This window comes from Photorhabdus viridis (assembly GCF_040256935.1).
GTDB lineage: Bacteria > Pseudomonadota > Gammaproteobacteria > Enterobacterales > Enterobacteriaceae > Photorhabdus > Photorhabdus viridis.
Genome location: NZ_JBEJZY010000034.1, coordinates 55,079 through 61,078 on the forward strand (window position 1 = coordinate 55,079; position 6,000 = coordinate 61,078).

A 6,000-nucleotide genomic window follows, 5' to 3' on the forward strand; every position below is an offset into this window, starting at 1 on the left:
GATAATATTATTAAGTTTTGTTATTATATGATTAGGTGTTTGTTATATATGTTTGGATAAGTTGATAAAGTAGACAACAAAATACTGGAAAATTATTTTAATAATTTTCCAGTAGGAAATGAAAGTATACAAATACTTAGCTATTAGTTACTTCAATATATGGATCGTATCGATAATAACCCAGGAGCTTTATACCATCATAAGCGGCAAAAAACCATGTATATCGTTCTACACCTGGCTTATGAGCCGTTGCTTGGAAATAACTATCTCGAGATTCAACAAAAATTGGTTTAGGTTCATCCTCTCCCGCATTAACTCCCGAAGGAATCATTGGTGTTTTTTTACCTGTTGGGTTCTGTGACCATATTTGTGATGGAGGAGAGATGACATCTTCTCCTAGACTAAGTTTTTGGAACTTATACAATATAATAGAATAGTCGAAATTATTAGATACAGTTGTAGCTCTCCATCTAATATTTGCATTAACGGGAACAGTTATACGGGCACCAGATGAACTACTAAGTCTCATTCCATCTGCGGGAGTATAACTCACTATATATACATATTCCTTGATCGTTATTGGATCTTTAGAGTCCAGAGAATTCTTAATTTGGTTATTATTAATAAATTCAACAATTGAATCAACATCAATAACAAAGGTAACATCGGCTATAACAGAATTCCTGGCAGTGACAATATTGTTTTGGTCTTGAATTACTTCACTCATTATAATACCTCTTTATATACTTAAATTATCTATTAGAAATTGCAAAGCTATTTCGATTACTAGTTATTATTATAATGATTTCCTTTTTTTTTAATAATTAACTATTAAGACTGAAATATCCACTGGTATAAATCATAGTTTATACGGAAAAATTACTGATATATTTATCAGGAGTTGATTTATATAATTAAATATTTAAGCTAACTTATTGTTGTGAAAAATAAAATATAAAAATTTAAGATTAATGTGTTGAATTGTTGCTTATATTGTTTTGTAAGTGGTTTAATATTCTTCATATGAGTATATTATATTTTTATATATAGTATTGCCTGATCACTAAAATTTCAATCATATTGATATAATTTATCTTGTTTATGAATAGTACATTGTGACTTACCAGACACCCTTCTTTTGTATAACAGTAAATGATTATTTACTTTATTAAATGGAGGTTTTGCTACTATAATTAATACTGGGATTTACTATCAATATTCTTAATTTTCAAGAGGACATTGAATGAATATTTATAGAACATATACCTCACCCTATAAATTTCATGAATTAGGTGTAGATGCTCATTTTGTGGCTGAAATTTGTGAAATTATTAATAAAATATCGGGGTTTAGCTTGTTCTCTCTTGTCTTAAAGGCCCGCTTTCCTATATCTAACCGTGAAGTGTATTTTTTTGATAATTATCATGAATCTTGGAGAAAAATTTATATAGAAAAAAAGTATTGGATGATCGATCCCGTTCTAAATTTCCGGCCTGTTCCACCTTCTTTTTCAAAAGTATGGGATTTAGATTTTTTTTCAGAATCTAATGGACAAGAACTTTGGTATGTGAATCAGAAACATGGGTTTCGTTCTGGGATCACATTTGGATTACCTGCATTTTCAGGTGTTTACGGAATATTTTCTGTTGCGGGGAAAGATGGGCATATTGATACCGAGACAATGTATAAATGCAGTGGGGAAATTTTAGGGGTATATATTAGGATAATCAGATATTTGACATCAAACACAAAATATTTGCAATCGTTCTATATAGATGAAACTTCATTTTCAAATAGAGAATTAGAAATATTAAGGTATACCGCAGATGGGATGATATCAAGTGAAATTGCAGCAACCATCTGTGTCACTAAAGGTACAGTTGATTTTCACCTAATGAATATTGTTAAGAAACTTGGCTGTAGAAACAAATTTCAGGCAATAGCTAAAGCTGCATTACTTGGTTATATATAATTAATATCACTTTGGAACTATCAGATGTTTATATTTTTTACTTTATAAATCAAATGTAATTATTAATATTGTTACTCAAATGAATTGATAGGAGAATTCTATCAGAAAATAATTCTTACCTCTGTACCTTTATTGGTCCTATTGTAAATAGAAGTTGGAAAGATTTTCCGTGACGAGATGGAAATGATATTGATTAAAAATATAAAAATAGCCTTAACTAAATGTACTTATCCTTTGGCAGAATTTTAATATTACGGTTCTGCCTGTTCTCTATTTAATATATGTATGATTCCGGTGTTGTTAATGACAGCTTAAATTATTGTGATGAACTTGTTAAACTAATAAGGGTAAATGTTAGACTTTATTCTGAAATTTATATCGACGATAGGCGATTTCCCCAGATAATCCATGGTGCTATTTATTAAATAATATTTAACAATACCCGTTAAAGCCATTATATTGGTGATGGATACTTCCCCTGTCAGTCATGATGATATTATGCTTCACAAATTGTTATCGGGCCGCAAGCTCTGTCGGTAAAAGATGAGCTTGATGCATTAATTTAAAGGAAGAAAATAATGTTTGACTTTGATACCCCTATTGATCGCCACGGTACTTGGTGTATTCAATGGGACTATGTTGGAGATCTTTTTGGTGCTGACGATCTCCTCCCTTTTACTATCGCTGATATGGATTTTGCCACTGCTCCCTGTGTTATTCAGGCATTACAGAAACGTGTGGATCATGGCATATTGGGTTATAGCAGCTGGCAGCATGAAGAATTTCTTGGTGCTATACGTCATTGGTATCAGCAACAATTTAATTGTGAAATTAATACAAATTGGATAGTTTATGGCCCTTCTGTGATGTACATGGTTTCACAGTTAATCCGACTCTGGTCTGAACCCGGTGAAAGTATTGTCGTCCATACTCCCGCTTACAATAACTTTTATAAAATTATTCAAGGCAACCAGCGGCAACTACTTTCTTGTCCGTTTAAGAAACAAGACAATGATTGGGTGTGTGATATGGATCAACTTGAAGCCTTGCTATCTCAACCGGAAACAAAAATATTATTGCTGTGCAGTCCACATAATCCAACTGGCAAAGTCTGGAGTCATTCTGAACTTAAAACTATGTCTGAATTGTGTCAACGTTATAATGTTAGTGTCATCAGTGATGAAATTCATATGGATATACTCAGGGGAGAAACGAAACATATTCCCTGGAGTGAAGTTGCTACGACTCGCTGGGCATTAATCACTTCGGCATCTAAGACATTTAATCTTACTTCGCTGACGGGGGCTTATGGTTTCATTTATGATGATCATAGTCGTGCGGCATATTCCCATCAATTAATGCAGCGTTATGGATTATCTTCTCCTGCTATTTTCTCGATATCAGCCCATATTGCGGCTTACCGGGAAGGGCAACCCTGGCTTGATGCATTACGCGATTATCTGAGTGGTAACCTGAATTATATTGCTCAGGAACTGAATGCAGCATTTCCACAACTGAATTGGCAGCCGCCACAGGCGACTTATTTGGCGTGGATAGACCTGCGTAATTTGCATATTGGCGATGATAAATTGCAGCAGATACTTATCCATGAAGAGAAAGTTGCTATTATGCCGGGTAGAATTTATGGTGAAGCTGGCAATGGTTTTCTTCGTTTTAATGCAGGATGTTCCCGTAGCAAAGTTGAATTGGGTATCCAAAAATTGATCTCAGCATTGAAAAAGCTTTGCTGATAATGATTAATTCTGGCAAGTAAACTGTTTCTATTATATTGCCGGTTAGGGGATAGATAAATAAGGGTTGGGTTCTGTAATAAATGTAACTCAACCTTTTTAACCTTGGTGGTCATAAACTAAAACAATCAAAATATAATGATTTTCTGATGAAAGATTTATAATATTTTCAATTTAAAATAATTATTTAAATAAATATAGGACATAATAAAGGAAAAAACGTCACGACCAATCCGATAATTATTATATCCTATATTTCCACAATACTTTTCACATCAGGAGAATATCAGACTGATCAGTCAATTATCAACTTTCGGTAATGGCCCCAATTTCACACCTTCTGGATAATATTTCCAACCATCACGAATACGGATATTTTCATCCCAAGGAAATTTATATTCGCCGTTTGCCAGATCGTGCACCCAAGTCAAATAATTAGCTCTCTCCCCGCCGGGTTTACCAACATAATCTCGACAACCCAGATTAAAAATACTGTTCTCTAGTGCCCAGTTCTCATGGGCCTTATCTGCCAGACGCGGGAACAATTCGGTGGTAACAATTTCCCAAGGGTTACGTTGCCCTTGCTGGATAATATTACCGTCATAATTACAAATTGTACCTTCACCGAAATAATAAAAAACCTCATCGTAGCCTGCCAGATTAACCGATACGGTATACATTAAGTTTTGCCAGGCATTAGTGCGGTTAATCCAGATCCACTGATCGTTGACTTGAGTAGAATAACCGGAAATGCGGATAAAAACATTACAGCCTTTATAGGCCGCTTCGTGCGCCAGCTATAGTTTATGAATGAAAATTTACAAAAAAATGGCCCACTTCATTTTGGTGAGCCATTTTTATTTTTATAGACAACTTTCTACTGATTTATAAAGGCCAATTAGGCCAATTTTTCCTTTTTGGTAGGTTATCGAAATCACTGACGTTGCTTTACTCTCATGATCGTTTGCAGGGTCATGTTAAATTCGTGGGCGACTGCACGGACTCTGGCACTCTTTCAATTTATAAGCTACATGATGTTCCCTGATGAAAGATCAGTTGCCAATTATGTTCATCAGAAAATACCCAGGTTGATGACCTCAGTGCTGCATGGCTACCGTCCTGATTGTGAGTTCTGTAAAGCAGAATAACGCTCATTTCTCCCACTATCGTCAGCTGGAAGTCGGAACTTGCGATGCAATTAGTACTATTTTCAGCTATCAGGGCGTCAACCGTTTCAGTGCGGCCAACTAAGTAACCTGAGCGAGTTATTTCGTGAAAATCAGGATGGAGGATTTTCTCAAGCCATGTTTTGTCATGCCGCCGGGCGTCGTGAAGGCTACACTCTAGGGATTTTATTGTTTCAAGAAGCACGCACATCCTCCTATACAATATGTAGAAGCTCAGATTCACACCTGAAGGTGACATTCCAATATTGCAGGATTGGGTGACATTTTAAAGTTGAAATAACACTTAATATAATTTAACGCTAAAATCAATTCATATCGTTGCTCTTCTACGCTATTTTCTCGTTCTATTAACGCTTAAATACCCGTTCAACCGTTATCACCTTTTTGGCTGATTAATCCGCCGGACCTTTTACCATCGCTGATGCAATCAGGTGTTAATGCAGATTTCTACCTGGTCACCCGGGCGCATTCGGAGAAGCTGCCGGTCCAATTTTAAACTGATGGTGTTAATCGATGTAAAGTTTTAACGATCATTTTTACCCTTTTTAACCCCGGATTTTTATTAAGTTTAATCATCATCGGATCACGTTTAATGAGTGCAAATCATATCCACTTTTTATCTTTACTGACGTTGTTAAATAACTGGTGAGAAAACATTTTAATACTCATCTACTTGGATAATATCCTTTTACGTACAGATTTATTTTCAATTAGCTATTAATGGTTAATGATCTTCGATTAAATGCGATTAATTTCCCTTTGAAAATGCTCATTTATTGCGTTAAATCCGCTTTGATATAAGATTTTAATACGGCGGTATTCGCGTTTTTGAATTATTATAACAGGTTAGGTAAATGTAAAATAAGTGGAATATGGAATCATTGATGAATAAATTAAACAAGGCAGAGTAAATAAAGTGAATTCTGCTATGCGTTTTATTATTGGCAGGATTTAACCTGTGATTAAAAGTCATTTTTTTAACTGATGGTGTTAATCGATGTAAAGTTTTAACGATCATTTTTACCCTTTTTAACCCCGGATTTTTATTAAGTTTAATCATCATCGGATCACGTTTAACGAACGCAAATCA

At 34.6% G+C, this 6,000-nt stretch carries 5 protein-coding genes; 2 read left to right on the forward strand and 3 right to left on the reverse strand.

The window, feature by feature from the left end; all coding sequences use genetic code 11:
• Nucleotides 1-136: 136 nt before the first annotated feature.
• Complete coding sequence (locus ABR397_RS15385) at nt 137-727, reverse strand: AidA/PixA family protein (RefSeq protein WP_350306517.1); 591 nt, start codon at nt 725-727, stop codon at nt 137-139.
• Nucleotides 728-1,243: 516 nt separating this feature from the next.
• On the opposite strand from ABR397_RS15385, the gene ABR397_RS15390 reads away from it, so the two are divergent.
• Together ABR397_RS15390 and ABR397_RS15395 are read left to right on the forward strand one after the other, a co-directional pair.
• The gene (locus ABR397_RS15390) at nt 1,244-1,972 is read left to right on the forward strand and encodes a LuxR family transcriptional regulator (protein WP_350306518.1); all 729 of its coding nucleotides are present in this window, start codon (nt 1,244-1,246) and stop codon (nt 1,970-1,972) included.
• A gap of 578 nt (nt 1,973-2,550) precedes the next feature.
• Complete coding sequence (locus ABR397_RS15395) at nt 2,551-3,723, forward strand: MalY/PatB family protein (RefSeq protein ID WP_350306519.1); 1,173 nt, start codon at nt 2,551-2,553, stop codon at nt 3,721-3,723.
• Nucleotides 3,724-4,022: 299 nt separating this feature from the next.
• Here the strand turns inward: ABR397_RS15395 and ABR397_RS15400 are convergent, their stop codons facing one another.
• Nucleotides 4,023-4,403: a hypothetical protein gene (locus ABR397_RS15400; protein ID WP_350306520.1), complete on the reverse strand. Its 381-nt coding sequence runs from the start codon at nt 4,401-4,403 to the stop codon at nt 4,023-4,025.
• Between the two features lie 340 nt (nt 4,404-4,743).
• Nucleotides 4,744-5,094, reverse strand: a complete 351-nt coding sequence (locus ABR397_RS15405; protein ID WP_350306521.1) for a nuclear transport factor 2 family protein — start codon at nt 5,092-5,094, stop codon at nt 4,744-4,746.
• Between the last annotated feature and the right edge of the window lie 906 nt (nt 5,095-6,000).

Coding starts and splice junctions, on each gene's coding strand:
- ABR397_RS15385 (WP_350306517.1), bottom strand. CDS start 727: ATGAGTGAAGTAATTCAAGACCAAAACAATATTGTCACTGCCAGGAAT.
- ABR397_RS15390 (WP_350306518.1), top strand. CDS start 1,244: ATGAATATTTATAGAACATATACCTCACCCTATAAATTTCATGAATTA.
- ABR397_RS15395 (WP_350306519.1), top strand. CDS start 2,551: ATGTTTGACTTTGATACCCCTATTGATCGCCACGGTACTTGGTGTATT.
- ABR397_RS15400 (WP_350306520.1), bottom strand. CDS start 4,403: ATGTATACCGTATCGGTTAATCTGGCAGGCTACGATGAGGTTTTTTAT.